Origin of the sequence: Nocardioides sp. (genome assembly GCF_031422975.1) — a bacterium.
Classification (GTDB): domain Bacteria; phylum Actinomycetota; class Actinomycetes; order Propionibacteriales; family Nocardioidaceae; genus Nocardioides.
The window spans coordinates 1-16,222 of record NZ_JANPEO010000471.1 but is presented as its reverse complement, the minus strand read 5'-3'; the positions used below and the strand labels follow the sequence as shown (position 1 = coordinate 16,222).

At 70.0% G+C, this 16,222-nt stretch carries 18 protein-coding genes; 9 read left to right on the top strand and 9 right to left on the bottom strand.

Features of this window, described 5'->3' with window-relative positions; translation table 11 throughout:
• Positions 1 to 261: 261 nt before the first annotated feature.
• Complete coding sequence (locus RMO85_RS14095; RefSeq protein WP_310529355.1) at positions 262 to 456, top strand: hypothetical protein; 195 nt, start codon at positions 262 to 264, stop codon at positions 454 to 456.
• A 20-nt stretch (positions 457 to 476) separates the two neighbouring features.
• On the opposite strand, the gene RMO85_RS14090 is transcribed toward RMO85_RS14095, so the two are convergent.
• Positions 477 to 749 carry an SHOCT domain-containing protein gene (locus RMO85_RS14090; RefSeq protein WP_310529358.1) on the bottom strand — a complete coding sequence of 91 codons (273 nt, stop codon included), beginning with the start codon at positions 747 to 749 and terminating at the stop codon, positions 477 to 479.
• 224 nt (positions 750 to 973) lie between these two features.
• On the opposite strand from RMO85_RS14090, the gene RMO85_RS14085 reads away from it, so the two are divergent.
• From RMO85_RS14085 to RMO85_RS14070, 4 genes are all read left to right on the top strand, one after another.
• The gene (locus tag RMO85_RS14085; protein WP_310529357.1) at positions 974 to 1,681 is read left to right on the top strand and encodes a response regulator transcription factor; all 708 of its coding nucleotides are present in this window, start codon (positions 974 to 976) and stop codon (positions 1,679 to 1,681) included.
• Positions 1,678 to 2,811, top strand: coding sequence for an ATP-binding protein (locus RMO85_RS14080; protein WP_310529354.1), 1,134 nt, complete (start codon positions 1,678 to 1,680; stop codon positions 2,809 to 2,811). Before RMO85_RS14085 ends, RMO85_RS14080 begins: the two co-directional genes overlap by 4 nt.
• A 116-nt stretch (positions 2,812 to 2,927) precedes the next feature.
• Positions 2,928 to 4,391 (top strand): multicopper oxidase family protein, encoded by a 1,464-nt coding sequence (locus RMO85_RS14075; RefSeq protein WP_310529353.1) that lies wholly within the window; start codon positions 2,928 to 2,930, stop codon positions 4,389 to 4,391.
• A 312-nt stretch (positions 4,392 to 4,703) separates the two neighbouring features.
• Complete coding sequence (locus RMO85_RS14070; RefSeq protein ID WP_310529352.1) at positions 4,704 to 5,087, top strand: VOC family protein; 384 nt, start codon at positions 4,704 to 4,706, stop codon at positions 5,085 to 5,087.
• 37 nt (positions 5,088 to 5,124) lie between these two features.
• On the opposite strand, the gene RMO85_RS14065 is transcribed toward RMO85_RS14070, so the two are convergent.
• Complete coding sequence (locus RMO85_RS14065; RefSeq protein ID WP_310529351.1) at positions 5,125 to 6,159, bottom strand: thiamine pyrophosphate-dependent enzyme; 1,035 nt, start codon at positions 6,157 to 6,159, stop codon at positions 5,125 to 5,127.
• Positions 6,156 to 7,169, bottom strand: coding sequence for a transketolase C-terminal domain-containing protein (locus RMO85_RS14060; protein ID WP_310529350.1), 1,014 nt, complete (start codon positions 7,167 to 7,169; stop codon positions 6,156 to 6,158). The genes RMO85_RS14065 and RMO85_RS14060 overlap by 4 nt, the downstream gene beginning before the upstream one ends.
• Before the next feature lie 129 nt (positions 7,170 to 7,298).
• Between RMO85_RS14060 and RMO85_RS14055 the strand changes: the two genes are divergently transcribed.
• The 4 genes from RMO85_RS14055 (at position 7,299) to RMO85_RS14040 (ending at position 10,964) form a co-directional block, all read left to right on the top strand.
• The gene (locus tag RMO85_RS14055; protein ID WP_310529349.1) at positions 7,299 to 7,817 is read left to right on the top strand and encodes a pyridoxamine 5'-phosphate oxidase family protein; all 519 of its coding nucleotides are present in this window, start codon (positions 7,299 to 7,301) and stop codon (positions 7,815 to 7,817) included.
• A 51-nt stretch (positions 7,818 to 7,868) separates the two neighbouring features.
• Positions 7,869 to 9,044, top strand: coding sequence for an FAD-dependent monooxygenase (locus RMO85_RS14050; protein WP_310529356.1), 1,176 nt, complete (start codon positions 7,869 to 7,871; stop codon positions 9,042 to 9,044).
• An 87-nt stretch (positions 9,045 to 9,131) separates the two neighbouring features.
• Entirely contained in the window at positions 9,132 to 9,812 is a 681-nt protein-coding gene (locus tag RMO85_RS14045) for a GntR family transcriptional regulator (RefSeq protein WP_310529348.1), read from the top strand.
• 24 nt (positions 9,813 to 9,836) lie between these two features.
• Positions 9,837 to 10,964, top strand: a complete 1,128-nt coding sequence (locus RMO85_RS14040) for a DUF3500 domain-containing protein (protein ID WP_310529347.1) — start codon at positions 9,837 to 9,839, stop codon at positions 10,962 to 10,964.
• An 81-nt stretch (positions 10,965 to 11,045) separates the two neighbouring features.
• Here RMO85_RS14040 and RMO85_RS14035 read toward each other — a convergent pair whose 3' ends face one another.
• The 6 genes from RMO85_RS14035 to RMO85_RS14010 all read right to left on the bottom strand — a co-directional run.
• Positions 11,046 to 12,053 carry a hypothetical protein gene (locus RMO85_RS14035; RefSeq protein WP_310529346.1) on the bottom strand — a complete coding sequence of 336 codons (1,008 nt, stop codon included), beginning with the start codon at positions 12,051 to 12,053 and terminating at the stop codon, positions 11,046 to 11,048.
• Between the two features lie 162 nt (positions 12,054 to 12,215).
• Positions 12,216 to 13,430, bottom strand: coding sequence for a cation:proton antiporter (locus tag RMO85_RS14030; RefSeq protein WP_310529345.1), 1,215 nt, complete (start codon positions 13,428 to 13,430; stop codon positions 12,216 to 12,218).
• A gap of 48 nt (positions 13,431 to 13,478) precedes the next feature.
• Positions 13,479 to 13,715 (bottom strand): zf-HC2 domain-containing protein, encoded by a 237-nt coding sequence (locus tag RMO85_RS14025; RefSeq protein ID WP_310529344.1) that lies wholly within the window; start codon positions 13,713 to 13,715, stop codon positions 13,479 to 13,481.
• Position 13,716: 1 nt separating this feature from the next.
• Positions 13,717 to 14,376: a sigma-70 family RNA polymerase sigma factor gene (locus RMO85_RS14020; protein ID WP_310529343.1), complete on the bottom strand. Its 660-nt coding sequence runs from the start codon at positions 14,374 to 14,376 to the stop codon at positions 13,717 to 13,719.
• Between the two features lie 19 nt (positions 14,377 to 14,395).
• Complete coding sequence (locus tag RMO85_RS14015; protein WP_310529342.1) at positions 14,396 to 15,127, bottom strand: flavodoxin family protein; 732 nt, start codon at positions 15,125 to 15,127, stop codon at positions 14,396 to 14,398.
• A 51-nt stretch (positions 15,128 to 15,178) separates the two neighbouring features.
• Positions 15,179 to 16,222 (bottom strand): thiamine pyrophosphate-dependent enzyme (locus RMO85_RS14010; protein ID WP_310529341.1); only part of this gene is annotated, 1,044 nt, incomplete at its 5' end.

The window sequence follows — 16,222 nt, the reverse complement described above, 5'->3', positions numbered from 1 at the left end:
GCCTCGGCGACCGCCGCGGTCGCCGGGGCCCGCCTCGCCGACCGCGCTGACAGCCGTCGCCTCACGGGGGCGTTCACCGTGCTGGTCCTCGCCGTCGCCTGCTACACCGCAGTCCGCGCGCTGCCCGCACTCCTGTGACCTCTCACCACGAAATGGACACCCTCATGAGCACCACCACCGTCACCCGCGCCCTGCCCGACATCCGCTTCTCCCACAACTGAACCCCCAGCACCTCACATCCCGACGAACGGAGATCCACCCATGTGCCGAGCAGTCCGGTGCAAGACCTGCGCCAAGACCACCTGGGCCGGTTGCGGCCAGCACATCGCCAACGTGAAGGCCGGCGTCCCGGCTGGTCAGTGGTGTCCGGGCGGGCACAGCAAGGCCGAGAAGGCCGCCGTGACCGGCTCGAGCAGCGGCGGGGGCTTCTTCCGCAGGGTGTTCGGCCGGCCCTGAACGAGAGGGCGCGGGCTGGCTCAGCGTCTGCTCTGCAGCAGGACAGCCTTGCGGGCCTCGTACTCCTCGGCGTCGAGCTCGCCGCGGGCGAACCGTTCGCCGAGAATGTCGAGCGGGTCGCGGGGCGTCGCCCCGTCGATCCGCTCACTCCCCCGGGAGTCGCGACGGGTGCTGGTGCCCCGGAACAGCATGACGCCGGCGAAGATCACGGCCCCCCAGAACAGGCTCATCACCACAATCATCGCGATCCAGCCCCCGGCGCCCATGTCTGCGTTGTTGTACCAACCCATCATTGTGCTCAACTCCTTGGTTGTTCGAGATCTCCACCATGCTCCTCGCAGCCTGGCTGCCCGATTGCGGTTCTGTGAAGGTTCACTGAAGAACGCCCCCGCGCGAGGCCGTCGGCCGATCACTGCCGCTCCCGGCTGGCACCATGGAGGCCATGTCGAGCCCCAGCGATCCCGAGCCGGCGGCCCGCGGGTCGGCCGCAGCCCCGCCACGGCGGCCACCCTCAGGCATGCGGGCCCTGGTGGTGGAGGACGAGGCGCCGTTGGCCGAGCTGATCGGGAGCTACTTCGAGCGCGACGGGTTCGAGGCCTCGATCTGCCATGACGGTCTGCAGGCCGTAGCGCTCGCCCGCGACGTCGATCCCGACGTCGTGGTCCTCGACCTGGGCCTGCCGAGCCTGGACGGCATCGAGGTCTGCCGCCAGATCCGGACCTTCTCCGACGCGTACGTGGTGATGCTCACCGCACGCAGCGAGGAGATCGACACCCTGATCGGACTCTCCGTCGGCGCCGATGACTACCTGACGAAGCCGTTCAGCCCTCGCGAACTGATGGCGCGGGTGCAGGCGATGCTGCGCCGACCGAGACACTCACGAGAGCGAACCGACTCGGGCGCGGTCGATCACGGCGCCCCGGTGCGAACATTCGGCGCCTTGAGCATCGACACGTCCGGACGCGACGTCTGGCTCGACGGTGAGGCCGTCGCCCTCACCCGCACCGAGTTCGACCTGCTGTCGGCGTTGTCGGCACGACCCCGGATGGCCTTCAGCAGGCGTCAACTCATCGACGACGTCTGGGGCCCCTCCTGGGTCGGGGACGAGCACCTGGTCGACGTCCACATCGGCCATCTGCGCCGCAAGCTGGGCGACGACGCAGCGGACAGCCTGTACGTCCGCACGGTGCGCGGGGTGGGCTACCGGATGGGGACGGGCACGTGAGCGACCGGGAGCGGCGCAGATGGGGTTTCGCCTCACGGCTTCTCTCGGCGCAGGCGCTGGTGCTCGTGGCCGGGGCGGTGACGACCTGGGTCGTGGCGTCGTTCGTCGGTCCGAGCATCTTCCGTGACCACCTGCAGCAGGCCGGGGTCTCACACACGTCGGTGGAGGCCCGGCACGTCGTGGAGGCCTTCAGCTCCGCTCTCCTGATCTCACTGTCAGTCGCACTCCTGGCCGCCACGATCACCGCCCTGGTGGTGACCTGGTACCTCACCCGGCGGGTGAGGCAGTCGATCGGCCAGGTGGCCGCGGCGGCCTCCGAAGTCGCGGCGGGCAGCTACGAGGATCGGGTCGCCGACCCCGGGCTCGGCGTCGAGTTCGCCACCCTCGCGGACAGCTACAACTCCCTGGCCCAGCGACTCGGGAAGGTCGAGGCGATCCGGCGTCGGATGCTGGCCGACCTCGCCCACGAGATGCGCACCCCGTTGGCGACGGTGGAGGCACATCTGGAGGCCGTCGAGGACGGAGTGCGCAGCCTGGACGAGGACACCCTCAGGGTGATCCGTCTCAGCACCCGCAGGCTCGGCCGACTTGCTGAAGACATCGCGGCGGTCTCCCAGGCCGAGGAGGGCACTCTCGACATCCACCGCCACCGGGTCCCGGCGAACACCCTGGCCGCGGCCGCGGCCGAGGGTGCCCGCGATCGATTCGTCGCCAAGGGGGTGCGCCTCGACACCCACCTGGGCAGCAACGACCCCGTGCTGGCAGACCCCGACCGGATCGGCCAGGTCCTGGGCAACCTGCTCGACAACGCCCTTCGACACGCACCCACCGACGCCGGCGTCACGTTGAGCTGCCGCCGCAACGGTCGTTGGGTCGAGTTCGTGGTCGCCGACTCGGGCGAAGGCATCGCGCCCGAGCACCTGAGCCATGTCTTCGACCGGTTCTACCGGGTCGACACTGCCCGAGACCGCGACCGCGGAGGCTCGGGCATCGGGCTGAGCATCAGCAAGGCCCTCGTCGAAGCGCACGGCGGCACTCTTACAGCGCACAGCGAGGGATCCGGACACGGCGCGACGTTCACCGTCCGGCTGGCTCGGGCCGAGCGTCGGCCCGCACGCGTTCACGACTGACCGCGTGCGACCTTCGTCGGATCTTCACCGAACAGGGATCAGAAGTCGAGACGAACGGCCCACGCTGGTGGTCGTGCTCGGGCCGTCAGCGACCCGACATCGATCGGGAGGCAACGATGCAGGATCTCTCGCGCCGAAGTCTGCTCCTCGGCGGGATGGCAGTCGTGGGAACCGGCGCCTTGACGGCGTGCTCGAACCCGTCGGGGCCGGCACCCTCGAGGTTTGCCATCCCCGCGCGACTGCAGCCTCTCGCGGGGCAACGGGTGGTCGAGCACCGGCTGACTGCCAGGGCGACATCGCTGGACCTGGGCGGCACCACCGTCGACACCTGGGCCTTCGGCGACACCGCACCGGGACCACTGATCCGGGCCACGGCCGGCGACCTGGTGCGGATCCGCCTGGACAACCAGCTCCCGACAGACACCTCCGTGCACTGGCACGGCATCGCGCTGCGCAACGTCGCCGACGGTGTCCCCGGCCTCACCCAGGATCCGATCCCCGCCGGCTCGTCCTACCTGTATGAGTTCACCGCCCCGGATCCCGGCACGTACTTCTACCACCCCCATGTCGGAGTCCAGCTCGACCGCGGCCTCTACGCCCCCCTGATCGTCGACGACCCCCAGGAGCCGGGCGACTACGACCTGGAGTGGGTGGTGGTCCTCGACGACTGGGTCGACGGCACCGGGCGCACACCCGACGACGTGCTGGCCGAGATGGCCGGGGCTGCCGGGGACGGCTCGGGTCCCATGGGCGGGATGGACATGGGGCACATGTCGATGGGAGGCACCCCGCCCTTCGGTGACGCCGGCGACGTGGACTATCCCCACTACCTCATCAACGGCCGGGTTCCGACAGCTCCCGACGTCCTCCACGCCAAGCCGGGCCAGCGAGTGAGGCTGCGCATCATCAACGCCGGCTCCGACACCATCTTCACCGTCGCGCTGGGCGGCCACGACCTCACGGTCACCCACACGGACGGGTTCGCGGTCCAACCCCGCGCCGCCGGGGCGTTCTACATCGGCATGGGTGAGCGGTACGACGCCACGGTCACTCTCGCCGACGGGGTGTTCCCGCTGGTGGCGGCGCCGTACGGCAAGCAGGGTCAGGCCATGGCTCTGATCCGCACCGGCGCGGGCGTCGCACCGGACCCCGTGGTTCGCCCCGCCGAGCTCGACGGTCCCGTTCTCGAGGGAGCGGACCTGCAGCCGTCGGAGGCCTCACGGCTTCCGGCCCGAGAGCCGGACTCGACCGAGCTGGTGCATCTCAGCGGGCAGATGATGCCCTACCGGTGGGCCATCAACGGTGCGCCCTTCGGTCAGAACGAGCCCCTCCTCATCGACGAGGGTGACCGGGTGCGCCTTCACCTGATGAACATGACCGGGATGACCCACCCGATGCACGTCCACGGGCACACCTTCGCGCTGCCCAGTGGGCTCAGGAAGGACACGGTGCTGGTCAAGCCGATGTCCTCGCTGGCGGTGGACCTGCAGGCCGACAACCCCGGTGCGTGGATGACGCACTGCCACAACATCTATCACGCCGAAGCAGGCATGATGATCGCGTTGAACTACCGGCCATGACCCCGGATGCGCCGTGCCCGCACCGTGACGAACGAAAGGGACGCACATGGAGATCGTCATCGGCAGTCTGATCGTGCTGTCGCTCGTGGCACTGGTGCTCGGCGCCGTGTCGGGGCGGGTCCGGTTGGAGTCGTGCTGCACCCCCAGCGATCCCTCCCGGGACCTGCGGATGCGGGACGCGTTCGAGCACGATGAGCCGACCGCCGGTCCGGGGGATGGTGAGCGACCCGACCGCCTCGGAGCCAGCCCATTGACCGGGTCCTGCGAGCCGCAGTTGACTGGAGCATCCACACCATTCACCAGGGAGGCGACATGTCCGGCAAGGTGGTGCACTTCGAGATTCCGTTCGACGACGGTGACCGTGCCCGGAAGTTCTACGAGGAGATGTTCGGTTGGCAGATGATCCCCATGCCCGAGATGAGCTACACCATGGTGATGACCGGTCCGAGCGACCCGGAGCAGGGTCCGAGCGAACCAGGTTTCATCAACGGGGGCATGTTCGAGCGCAGCCCCGAGTTCCCGGGCAAGGCACCCAACCTCGTGATCGACGTGCCGAGCGTCGATGAGGCGTTGCGCAAGGTCGAGGAGGCCGGCGGGAAGACCGTCACGGAACGGATGTCCGTGGGTGACATGGGTTTCACCGGCTACTTCACCGACACCGAGGGCAACCTGATCGGACTGTGGGAGACCGCCTGAGTTCTGTTCGACCGCTCCGCAGCGCGCCGCGATCCGCTCAGTCGGCGAAGACGTGCCGGAATGCCTCCTCGGGCCCTGGCGCGGGGTAGGACGACGCTCGTTCGAACGCGGCGTCAACCTCGGCCCGCACCTCGTTCTCCTGGGCGTCGAGCGTGTCCCGGTCCACGAGACCGGCAGTGACGGCGTAGGTCGTCAGTCTGGCCACGGGGTCACGCTGGCGGGCTTCGGCCACCTCCCCCGGCTCGCGGTACAACGACGAGTTGTCGGAGGTGTTGTGGAAGCCGATTCGATAGGTCACCGCCTCGATCATGGTGGGTCCCTGACCGGTGCGGGCGCGCTCCACGGCCTGCCGGGTGGCCTCGTACACCGCGAACAGATCGTTCCCGTCGACGGCCACGCCCGGGAATCCGTAGCCGCGAGCGCGGTCGGCGAGGCGTGGCGCACGGGTCTGCTTCGAGACGGGCGTCGAGATCGCGTACTGGTTGTTGATGATCACCAGCACCAACGCGACACCCATCACGCCCGCGAGGTTGCAGGCCTCGTGGAAGTCTCCTTCCGAGGTGGCGCCGTCGCCGCAGTACGCCAGGGTCACCCCCTCCCGGCGCCGGATCGACGAGGCCCACGCGATGCCCACGGCGTGCGGAAGCTGGGTAGCGATCGCCTGTTGGCGGGGAAGCATCCGAACGTCGTCCGGGATGCGGGCCGCCTCGATGCGGCCGAGCAGCGACGCGAACAGCCGATCCAGCGGCCAGCCGTGGCGCAGCATCGCCGGCTGCTCGCGCGAGGCCGGCACCAGCCAGTCCACCGCCGGGTCGATGGCCAGGTGCGAGCCCACGACCGCGGCCTCCTGGCCGAGCACGGGCGCGTACAGCCCGAGCCGGCCCTGCCGGTGCAGCCTGATGCACTTCTCGTCGAGCGCTCGCGACAACAGCATCAACCGCAGCGCCTCGCGTACCACGTCGTCACCAGGACAGGGCAGGTCACGACGAGTGACCTGCCCGTCCGGGCCGAGGATCTGGAGGAGATCGGAGTCGTCGCCAGCCGCCCGGCCCGGCACCCAGTCGTGCGTCACGCCCTGCCCACCACCTTCAGCGCGGCCACCACGACCTGCTCCGACGTCGGAAGGAAGTCGTCCTCGAGGCGCCCCGGCGGGTAGGGCGAGTCCGGGGCAGTCACCCGCAGGATCGGCAGCGAGATGGTGTCGGCCAGGGCCTCCTGGAGGGTCGCCACGATCTCCGCACCGAGACCGGCCGATCGCACGCCCTCGTGGACGACGACCACGCGTCGCCGCGATGCGGCCGCCTCGCAGAGGCCGTCGTGGTCGATCGGGCTCAGCACGCGCAGGTCCAGCACAGCGGACCGCACGCCATGGCGCGCCTCCAGCTCGTGTGCAGCCCTCAGGCAGGTGTGGACCGTCGGCCCCCAGCCCACGAGCAGGAGGTCGTCACCGTCGCGTCGCAGCCGAACGCCGATGCTCGCCTCGGCGACCGCGCCGGGCACGACGGCGCCTCGCACCGAGCGGTAGAGCCGCTGGGGCTCCAAGAACACCACCGGGTCGGGGTCGCGCACGGCGGCCCGGAGCAGGGCGTAGGCGTCGTCGGGGAAGGCCGGGGCGAAGACCTTCAGTCCCGGGGTGTTCGCGAGCTGCGCCTCGAGGGAGTCCGCATGGAACTCCGGCATCCGCAGCCCGCCGCCGTACGGCGCGCGGATCGTCACCGGGAGGTGGAAGCGACCGCGCGAGCGGAACCGGTACCTGGCCAGCTGCTGCGTCACCTGGTGGAAGGCCTGGTGCAGGAAGCCGAGGAACTGGATCTCGGCCACCGGCACCAGACCGCCGATGGCCAGCCCGACCGAGGCGCCCACGATGCCCGCCTCGGCGAGAGGGGTGTCGAAGACCCGGCCGGGAAACCGGGCGTCCAGGCCCTCGGTGGCCCGGAACACCCCGCCGAGCCGGCCGACGTCCTGGCCGAGAAGGACCACCCGGTCGTCCTCGTCCATCGCGTCGGTCAAGGCAGCTCGGACGGCCTGGAGCAGGGACAGGTCGCTCTCGGCACCCAGCTCCAGTCCCTCAGCTGATGACACTTCGGGTTCCTCCGCCGCCGACGGGATGGGGCAGATCCAGCCAAGACAGGCTGGACGCGACGTGATGTGGGTCACTATTCTGGCAGAAGTGTCAACACTCCCCCGCCGGTCAATGAGCAGGAGCAGGCCATGTCCATCCCCGTCGCGAAGTTCCTCGATGTCGCCGAAGGCACCCAGGCCGGACAGTTCACGGTCGGCGACCACGAGGCGGTCCAGTCGCTCGACAACCTCGACCCGATCTACAAGCCGCTCCTGGACGAGCCGGTCACCGCGGTCGTCGCGGTGATCAGCCCGTCGGGGCGTGCCAACCTCACGCCCGTCTGGTTCGACTACGAGGCAGACACCGTGCTCCTCAACCTGGCGACCCACCGCAAGAAGGTGGAGTGGCTGCGCGCCAGCCCCCAGGCGACGTTCCTGCTGATGAACCCCGCCAACGCCTACCACTGGGTGAGCATCAAGGCGACGGTCTCGCGCGAGGTCTCCGAGGACGACCCGGTCGAGGGGAAGCGGGTGACCGACCAGCTCAACCGGATCTTCCACAAGTACACCGGCGGTGATGTGTACGCGCTGCGGGACCCGTCGTTCGACGAGCGTCGGGTGCTCTTCGAGTTGAAGGTCGACTCGATCGCCACGTTCGGGCGACCCTGACCTGCGCACGGTTCGACCGGACGATGACCCGGTGGTGAGCCCGCGGTGAGCATGCCGTCCGTCGCGGTCGTCGGCGGTTCACTCGGAGGTCTGACCACGGCCCTCCTCCTGCGCGACGCCGGGTGCCGGGTCCACGTGTACGAGCGCTCGCCGATCCCCCTGGAGGCCCGCGGCGCCGGGATCGCCGTCCTGGCCCAGACCCTCCGGTACGCGGTCGAGCGGTTGGCCGTCCCACCCGAGCAGATCAGCACCGAGACAGGCTGGGTGCGATTCCTCCACTCCGACGGCTCGATCGCCCACACCGAGCCGCGTTCGTATCGGTTCTCGGCGTGGAACACCATCTACCGCGTCCTGCGCAACGCGCTTGCCGATGAGTGCTACCAGCAGGGCTGGGAGCTGACCTCGTTCACCTCCGCGGACCGCCACGTCCGGCTCGACTTCACCAACGGTGAGGTCCGCGACGCGGACCTGCTCGTGTGCGCCGACGGCATCGGCTCCGCCTCACGCCAGCGCATGTTCCCCGAGGCGGCGCCGAGCTACGCCGGATATGTCGGTTGGCGCGGCACCGTCCCCGAGGCCGACCTCAGCCCGGCGACGTACGAAGCACTGCACGATGCCCTCACCTATCAGGTGCTGCCGCACAGCCACATCCTGGTGTACCCGATCCCGGGTCCTGACGGGAACCTCGAGCCGGGACGCCGCCTCCTCAACATGGTCTGGTACCGCAACGTGCCCGAGCCCGACCTCCCGGCATTCCTGACGGACCGCCACGGGGTGCGCCGGACCGTCTCGCTGCCGCCGAACCACCCGCGCCAGGAGCAGATCGATGAGATGCGAGAGGTCGCCGCCCAGCTGCTGGCGCCGCCGATCGCGGAGGTGGTGACGTCCGTCCCCGAGCCCTTCGTCCAGGCCGTGTACGACGTCGCGGTGACCGGTATGGCCCGCGGCAGGGCGTGCCTGGTCGGGGACGCCGCGTTCGGCGTGCGGCCGCACGCCGCCGCGGGCACCGCCAAGGCGGCCGAGGACGGCTGGGTGCTGGCCGAGGAGCTGGTCCGCGCCGACGGCGACGTCGATGTCGCGGTGGCGAGGTGGGAGCGGCGACAGCTGGCTCTGGGGGCGAGCCTGCTGGCGAGGACCCGCGCCATCGGAGACAGTTCCCAGTGCAGGGGCGACTTCCAACCGGGTGACCCGAGGCTGGTCTTCGGGCTCTACGGCCCGGGTCGCTAGAGACGGAGGGGAGCGATCATCGCGACGAGCGCGACGGCACCGGAGGCACCCGAGGCGGTACGCCGGGGCGGGCGCGACTACGCGCCGGTGATCCGCGAGCACCTGCGCGCCGAGATCCTGCGAGGTCATCTGGCCCCGGGCTCGGAGATCAGCCAGGCCCAGATCGCTGCCCGGTTCGGCGTCAGCCGCGGACCGATCCGAGAGGCGTTCCGCCTGCTGGAGCGAGACGGCCTGATCGAAGCCCGGCTCAACCACCGCGCCCGGGTCACCGGCCTGTCCGTCGAGGAGCTGGAGCATCTGTACACGCTGCGGGTGCTCAACGAGTCCATCGCGCTGTCGGTCAGCGTGCCCCTGTTCACCAGGCCACAGCTGGACGAGTTGGACGAGCTCGCCGAGCTGCTCAGGCACACCGACCAGGGCACCTTCGACTTCGACACCTGGGACGAGGTCCACCAGAGCTTCCACATGCTGCTGCTCGCGCACAGCGGGTCCAGGATGCTCGGTTCGGCCACCGAGTGGGCTGCGCACACGCAGCGCTACCGCCGCGCGTACGCCGAGGACGCACACGGCTTTCCACAGGGCGCCGCCGAGCACGCGGTGCTGGCGCAGCTGTGCCGTGACGCGGACTCCCGGGGCGCCGCGGCGCTGTTGGCCCTGCATCTCTCGCGGGCCGCGTTGACCCTGATCGCCCAGATGACGCCGCTGCACGACCCGGTCCTGCTGCGCGCTGCCATCCGCCAAGTGGTCGGCCCGGACGACCGGCGATGAGCCACCACGAGGATCGGAGTGCTCATGTCTGAGGTCAGTGGATCACCAGCGGTGATCGCCGAGCGCATGGGCGCCGCCGCGACCGCGTGGGTGGAGGCGCTGTCGGCGGACCAGCGCGCCGCGGGGTGGTGGGCATCCCCGGGTGACGGCGTGGCCGAGGCCGAGCGCGTCCGGTGGTTCTACACGCCGACGGACCACGGAGGCCTGCCCCTGGGCGCCCAACGGCCGGCCCAGCAGCGGCTCGCCATGCGGCTGCTCTCGACCGGCTTGTCCACTGCCGGCTACGTGACTGTCGCGACCATCATGGGCTGGGAGAACGTGCTGGACCTCGTCGAGGACTTCGGCCAGTCCTGGGGGCGCGAACGGGCACGTGATCCCGGCCTGTACTACCTGCGCGTCTTCGGCGACCCGTCGCTCGACCGGACCTGGGCCTGGCGCTTCGGCGGGCACCACATCTCGCTCAACTACCTGCTCATCGATGGTGAGGTCCGAGCAGTGACCCCGTGCTTCCTCGGAGTCGACCCCGCCGGCGCTCCGGCGCTCGGAGGGGCGACGATCCGGCCACTCGCCGCGGTCGAGGACCTGGCCCAACAGCTGGTCGGCTCTCTTGACGGCGACCAGCGGCAGCGCGCCCTGCTGCTGGACCGGGCCCCGACTGACATAGTCGGCGGGAACCGGACCCGCATCGCAGCAGGTGACCGGATGCTCCGCCTCCCGGACGTGTGGCGAGGACACTTCGCCGATCCGGAGCTCGCCGCTCGGCTCACCACCGTGAGCGAGGCAGCCGAGGCCGCCGCGGGGCTGACCGACGACGACCACGCCCACCTGGCGATGACAGACGTGCCGAGGGGCCTGACCGGTGCCGAGATGACGACGTCGCAGCGCGAGCTGCTCGGCTCCCTGGTGTCGACGTACACGGACCGTGTCCCCTCGACGCTGGCGCCCGACCTCCCTCTCGACGAGATCCACCTGGCCTGGGCCGGCTCGATCGTCCCCCGGGAACCGCACTACTACCGGCTGCAGGGACCCGGCTTCCTGGCCGAGTGGGACATCACGCAGCGCGGCGCCAACCACGGGCACTCGGTCTGGCGAGACCCCACCAACGACTTCGGTCTCGACGTCCTGGCGGCGCATCGGCGCAGCGATCACTGACGCATCGGCCGAGCCCGCTCGCGCAGAGCCGTCCACCAGTCGATGCCGCCCGAGCGTGCACCGGCGACGAGGACACCAGCGTCAGAGTCGGGCGATGATGGGGCAGTTGACGACAAACCCGCTGGGCCCCCACGGACCGTCGGGGAACCCGATCACCCTGCCGGAATCAGCGAGGTCCTCGATGTGCGCGAACTCCGTCTGTCGAGTGGGCCGCTGACCCGGAGCCCATTGGGTGAGGTGCACGTCCCACAGCGGGCTGTACCGACCCTGCTGCGGCAGCCAGGCCAGCACGTTGAGGGGGTCGCCCTCCCCCAGCAGGGCGGAGTTCAGCCCCTGGCGTTGGGGGTCGGCGCGGCCCGTCTGGCCGTTGGTGATCGCGGCCAGGCTGGCTCTCGCCGAGTCGGTGCCGTCTCCGCCCGCGAAGGGCGCCGCATTCAGGTTCGGGGCGTAGGTGACGCCCTCGATGGCGGCGGCCCCGGGGTCGGATGCCTCGGTCGAGATGTAGACGACCTGGTTGCCGCGCGCGAAGCCGTCGGTGAGCAGGTAGCGGACTGTCATCGCCTGCCGGTCAAGGGCGACGGCCTTGTCCGCGGCGCCGGTGTCGTTGGCAATGTGCGGTGCGTTCACCACGGCACCGTCGGGTAGCTGGATCAGGGGCGAGTATCCGAGATTCCCCACCGCACCGGGCGCGGCGGCCGCCGGCGGGAAGCCCGTCGGACCTGGGACGATCACGCGGTCCGGTGAGAAGTCGACCGTGGCCGGGAACACGACAGTGCCGTCCGGGTCGATGCTGACCTTCTGCACCGCGGCGGTCCGGCGTGCGTTCGACAACTTGGCGCTGACCGAGGTCCCCCACGCTTGTGCGTGGTTGGAGTCAGATGCCTCGGTGGTGATGAACCACACGGTCTGGTTTCCGGACCGGCCCCGGTGCAACGGCAGGGTCACGGTGTGGTCGGGATTGAGTTGTGCGCCGGGTACGAAGGTCCCGGCTCGGTCCGCCGAGGCGGGGTGGGCGACGAGGCCGACGGTCGAGGCAGGCAGGGCAAGGGCAGCAGTGGCGGTGGCGGCGAGTAAGGGGCGGAGACGCATCGTGGGTTCCTTCCAGGTCCTGGGACGCCCACCCGAACGCGTATCCCCGATGGGGGCGCCGCGGGCGAGAGCGTCGGAAGCGTTCACTGAAGACGGTAGGGACGTGTGGCGTAGTTGCCTAGGCATGTGAGGAGTAGGTAAGGGACTCGTAACACCCGTCGGCTATCGCTCATGCGGAGCAGCCTCGTGCGACTGTCGTTCCCGGGGGGCGGTGCGGAGCAGAGCGAGGGCAGCAACGGGGAACAGCACCACCGACAGGAGTCCGGCGCAGATCATCGCCGCGGCAGTGACGCCGCTCATGAGCCCGGTCAAGACACCGATCTGGGTTGCGGTGACGATGAACGGCAACGAGGTTGCCTGGAGCAGGCCGGCGGCGAGCACCGCGCGACGGCCGAAGATCCGGCCGAACAGCAGCGCGGGCAGCCCACGGACGACGAGCAGCGCGAGGGCGAAGACGGGCACCCGGGTGAGGGCGGCCGGGTTCTCGACCAGGCCGCCCAGGTCGAGGCGCAGTCCACTGGTGACGAAGAACACCGGGACCAGGAAGCCATAGCCGATGGCCTCCAGCTTGACCCGGAAGTTGGGGTGCGACTGGGAATCCTTGTCGAGAAGGCCGACCACCGCGCCGGCCATGAACGCGCCCAGGATGCTCTCCAGGCCGAACCGCTCGGCCAGCGCCACGAAGGCGACCAGGAGGACGACGGCCGCCCGCACCCGGATCTGCGCGGTGGTGTCCTGCAACCGGATCAGCGTCATGTCGAGTCGCCGGGACCTGGCCACGTAGGAGACCAGGACCGCAGTCGTCGCGACCAGCACCGCGAAGCTCATCAGGAGCACCAGCCGGCTCCCAGTGCTGGCATCCGAGCCGGAGAAGAGCAGCGACAGCAGCACGATCGCAGCGAAGTCGGCGACCGAAGCCGCGGCGACGGTGGTCTGGCCGAGTCTGGTTTCGAGCTGGCCGGCGTCCTTGAGCACCGGGACGACAAGCCCCAGCGAGGTCGCCGAGAGCGTGATGGCGATCAGGCCTGGACTGTCGACCCACCCGACGGCGCGCAGACCCACTCCGACGGCGAGGCCGAGAAGCACGGTCGCGACATACCCGAGCAGTGCGAGCCGCAGGACCTGTCCTCGCAGCTGATGGAGGTCGATCTCCAGTCCGGCCAGGAAGAGCAGGAACGCGAGGCCGAGCAGGGCCACGATCGAGACCGGGAGGTCCACCTCGACCCAGCCCAGGGCCTCGGGGCCGACGACGACGCCGGCGATGATCTCCAGCACGACTGCCGGGAACCGCAGAGCGGGTGCCAGGCCGAGCAGCAGCGGGGCGAGCAGGGCGATCACGGTGACCGCCAGCAGGTTGGTGAACTCGACGTCGGGCATCAGGGATCTCCTGGGGTCAGGTCCGGTGTGAGGCGCCGGCCGGGGCGATCAGCGGTGGAAGTCGCGGAACGCGGCGAGCAGCCTCGACTGCATCTCCTCGGAGAGCGTCTCGGTCGGGATCTCCCCCAGTCGCGACGCGGTCTCCTTCATCTGGTTGAGGTAGGTCTCACAGCCCGGGCAGCTCGCCAGGTGCTGCTCGAAGCGTGTGGTCGTGTCCTCGTCGAGGGCACCCTCCAGGTAGTCGGTGACGAGCTCGACGAACTCCTGGCAGGTGAGGTCGGCCATCTCAGGCCACCCCGTCGGCCTCGGCGCTGGAGCCGTCCGTCAGGTACGGCGCCAGGTGGGTGCGCACCGCCGCGCGAGCCCGGTGCAGGAGCACCCGCTGGTTGGCACCCGTGACCTGGAGCATCTCGCAGACCTCGTCGGAGCTGTGCCCCATCATGTCGCGCAGCGTGATCACGATCCGCTGCCGCTCGGGAAGGGCGTCGATGGCGGTGCGGACCTGGGTGCGGACCTCGCCGTCGAGCACCATGGCCTCCGGGGAACGCCACTGCGCAGGAAACGACCGCCAGTGACCCGGGTAGCGATCGGTGGCGTCGCGGAACAGAGCGGACTCGAGCGTCGGGCCGGGGAACTCGTCCGCGGTGGCCAGGCTGCTCCACGGCACGGTGCGGCTCTCGCGCAGCCCGCGCTTCTTCGCGGTGTTGACCAGGACCCGGTAGACCCAGGTGCGCAGCGAGGACCGGCCCTCGAACCGGTCGATCCCCCCGATGACGGCGAGCCACGTGTCCTGGACGACCTCCTCGGCGGAGGCGTCGGTGGAGACGAAGGTGCGGGCGAGCAGCAGCATCGATCGTGACCAGTCGTTCAGCAGTTGCGCGAAGACGGCTTCGTCACCGGAGCGAACACCCGCCACGATCGCGTCGTCGGTGCTCGACGTGACCACTCCCGGAGCGTAGCGCGCGTCATCGGTACTCCGGGTTCTCGAAGTCGAAGCGGCACCCGGCGTCCCATTCGGCGCGCTGGTTGCCGTGGGCGGGGACCCCGCCGACGTCCTTGAGCAGACGAGCCAGGTGCATCAGGTTCCACGTCATGAAGGTGGTGTTGCGGTTGGTGAAGTCGTTCTCGGGTCCGCCGGATCCCGGGTCGAGGTACGACGGGCCGGGTCCTGCCTCCCCGATCCAGCCGGCGTCGGCCTGGGGTGGGATCGTGTAACCGATGTGTTGCAGCGTGTAGAGCACGTTCTGGGCGCAGTGCTTGACGCCGTCCTCGTTCCCGGTGATCAGGCAGCCGCCGACCCGCCCGTAGTAGAGGTACTGACCCCGGTCGTTGAGCAGGTGCGAACCTCCGTAGAGGCGTTCGTGGACCTGCTTCATGATCGAGCTGTTGTCGCCCAACCAGATCGGTCCGGCGAGGACCAGGATGTCGGCGGCCTTGACCTTCTCGAAGATCGCGGGCCACTCGTCGGTGTCCCAGCCGTGCTCCGTCATGTCGGGCCAGACCCCGGTGGCGATGTCGTGGTCGATGGCCCGGACCACGTCGACGTGCACGCCGTGCGCCTGCATGATGTGCCGGCTGATGTCGACCAGGCCCTGCGTGTGGCTCGGCTCGGGTGACTTCTTCAATGTGCAGTTGATGAACAACGCCGTGAGGTCGTCGTAACTGGTGTGCGTGGCGGCGGCTGTCGGCTCGGTCACGGGAGTCTCCTTCATGGGTGGTGGTGTGCGGGAAGTCGATGCGCGGGTCGCTCAGAGGAGCTCGGCGTCCTGCTCGACGCAGAGCAGCGCCGGTCCGGTGGTCGCGAAGAGGGTCCTCATCGCCTGGTCGAGCTGGTCGCGGCGGGTGACCTTGATCCCGGTGGCGCCGCACAGCTCGGCGTAGGCGGCCCAGTCGGGGTTGTGCAGGGAGGTGTGCCAGACCGGATAGTCGGCCGCGAGCTGCTCCTTGCTGATCTTGCCGAGGGAGTTGTTGTTGAGCAGCACGTGCTTGATGCCGATGCCGTACTTCACCGCCGTGGTGAGCTCGGTGGCGTACTGCCCGAAGCCGCCGTCGCCGGTCACTGCCACGACGGGCCGGTCCGGGTCGGCGGCCCAGGCACCGATCGCCGCCGGGTAGCCGAAGCCGATGGAGCCGAGGTAGCCCGACATCAGCACCGGCTGCCCCTTCGACTCCAGGTAGCGACCCAGCGAGTAGGCGTGGTTGCCGACGTCGACGGTCACGACGGCGTCCGCAGGCAGGTGGTCGGACAGCGCCGCGAAGACGGCGGCGGCCGAGACCCCGGCACCCCGGTCGTCGGCGGCACGCCGGGCCTTCTCCGCCCGCCAGATCGCCCATCGCTCCGCGACGTCGGGGCGCTGGTCCTCAGGGTCGGCGGCAGCGACCGCCCTCGTCAGTGCGGCGACCACGATCGCGGCGTCGCCGAGCACGTCGGCCGTGACCGCGTCGAACCGGCCGATGGAGGCGGGGCTGTCGTCGATCTGGACGATCGGCTTGTACGGCGCGATGCCGGTGTGGTTCGAGAACGACGCGCCGATGACGACCAGCAGGTCGGACTCGTTCATCAACCAGCTGGCCACGGGGGTTCCGCTGCGGCCCAGCACACCGGCCCCCAGCGGATGGGTGTCGGGCACCAGCCCCTTCGCCTTGAAGGTCGTGAGCACGGGGGCATGCAGGCTCTCGGCGAGCCCGACGACCTCGGCCTCGGCCCCCCGAGCGCCGTGCCCGACGATGATGACCGGGCGCCGCGCGTCCACGACGAGCTTGGCCGCGCGGGCGAGGGCGTCCTCGTCGGG

Excerpts from the sequence above, each read along its gene's own strand:
- RMO85_RS14035 (WP_310529346.1), bottom strand. The coding sequence starts at position 12,053 with ATGCGTCTCCGCCCCTTACTCGCCGCCACCGCCACTGCTGCCCTTGCC.
- RMO85_RS14095 (WP_310529355.1), top strand. The coding sequence starts at position 262 with ATGTGCCGAGCAGTCCGGTGCAAGACCTGCGCCAAGACCACCTGGGCC.
- RMO85_RS14055 (WP_310529349.1), top strand. The coding sequence starts at position 7,299 with ATGTCCATCCCCGTCGCGAAGTTCCTCGATGTCGCCGAAGGCACCCAG.
- RMO85_RS14050 (WP_310529356.1), top strand. The coding sequence starts at position 7,869 with ATGCCGTCCGTCGCGGTCGTCGGCGGTTCACTCGGAGGTCTGACCACG.
- RMO85_RS14070 (WP_310529352.1), top strand. The coding sequence starts at position 4,704 with ATGTCCGGCAAGGTGGTGCACTTCGAGATTCCGTTCGACGACGGTGAC.
- RMO85_RS14085 (WP_310529357.1), top strand. The coding sequence starts at position 974 with ATGCGGGCCCTGGTGGTGGAGGACGAGGCGCCGTTGGCCGAGCTGATC.
- RMO85_RS14040 (WP_310529347.1), top strand. The coding sequence starts at position 9,837 with ATGTCTGAGGTCAGTGGATCACCAGCGGTGATCGCCGAGCGCATGGGC.
- RMO85_RS14025 (WP_310529344.1), bottom strand. The coding sequence starts at position 13,715 with ATGGCCGACCTCACCTGCCAGGAGTTCGTCGAGCTCGTCACCGACTAC.
- RMO85_RS14090 (WP_310529358.1), bottom strand. The coding sequence starts at position 749 with ATGATGGGTTGGTACAACAACGCAGACATGGGCGCCGGGGGCTGGATC.
- RMO85_RS14075 (WP_310529353.1), top strand. The coding sequence starts at position 2,928 with ATGCAGGATCTCTCGCGCCGAAGTCTGCTCCTCGGCGGGATGGCAGTC.
- RMO85_RS14030 (WP_310529345.1), bottom strand. The coding sequence starts at position 13,430 with ATGCCCGACGTCGAGTTCACCAACCTGCTGGCGGTCACCGTGATCGCC.